We start from the raw sequence: 588 nt of genomic DNA on the forward strand, positions 1-588 counted from the left end.
GGCACCGGCGCCTGGTGCTGGTCGCCCCCGGCCCGGCCGCGCTCACCGCGCTCGCCCCCGGCATCCGGCTGTCCGACGACGCCGGCGGGCTCCCGTACGCCTCCGTCCGCTCCACTCCCCCGGAGTGCGCCCTCACCGAGGCCGTCCGGGCCGGCAGCGCCCAGCAGGGCGGCATGCTCTACACCAGCGGCAGCCGCGGCACCGGCTGCTACCCGCGCGCCCACGGCTACCCGCTGGTCGTCCTCCCGGCCGGCGACGGCGACCGCGACGTCGTCGTGCTCGGCAGCGGCACCTTCCTGCACAACGGCGAACTCGCCAAGGACGGCGACGCCGCCCTCGCCCTCGGCCTGCTCGGCTCGCAGCCCCGCCTCACCTGGCACCTGCCCGACTACTCCGCCCCGCTCCCCGAGGGCGCCCGCACCAAGAGCTTCGGCGACTTCCTGCCGAGCGGCTGGCACTGGGCCGGCTACCAGCTCGCCGTCGCCGCCGTGCTCGCCGCCCTCTGGCGCGGCCGCCGGCTCGGCCCGGTGGTCAGCGAGAACCTGCCCGTGGTGGTCCGCGCCGCCGAGACCACCGAGGGCCGCGCCC

Annotated in this window: 1 protein-coding gene; it reads left to right on the forward strand. The window is 78.4% G+C overall.

What is annotated here, in order from left to right; genetic code table 11:
* On the forward strand, positions 1 to 588 hold a 588-nt coding region (locus tag AE652_RS42740), incomplete at both ends, for a DUF4350 domain-containing protein (protein ID WP_049661773.1).

The organism is Kitasatospora sp. MY 5-36 (genome assembly GCF_001182915.1).
Lineage (GTDB): Bacteria > Actinomycetota > Actinomycetes > Streptomycetales > Streptomycetaceae > Kitasatospora.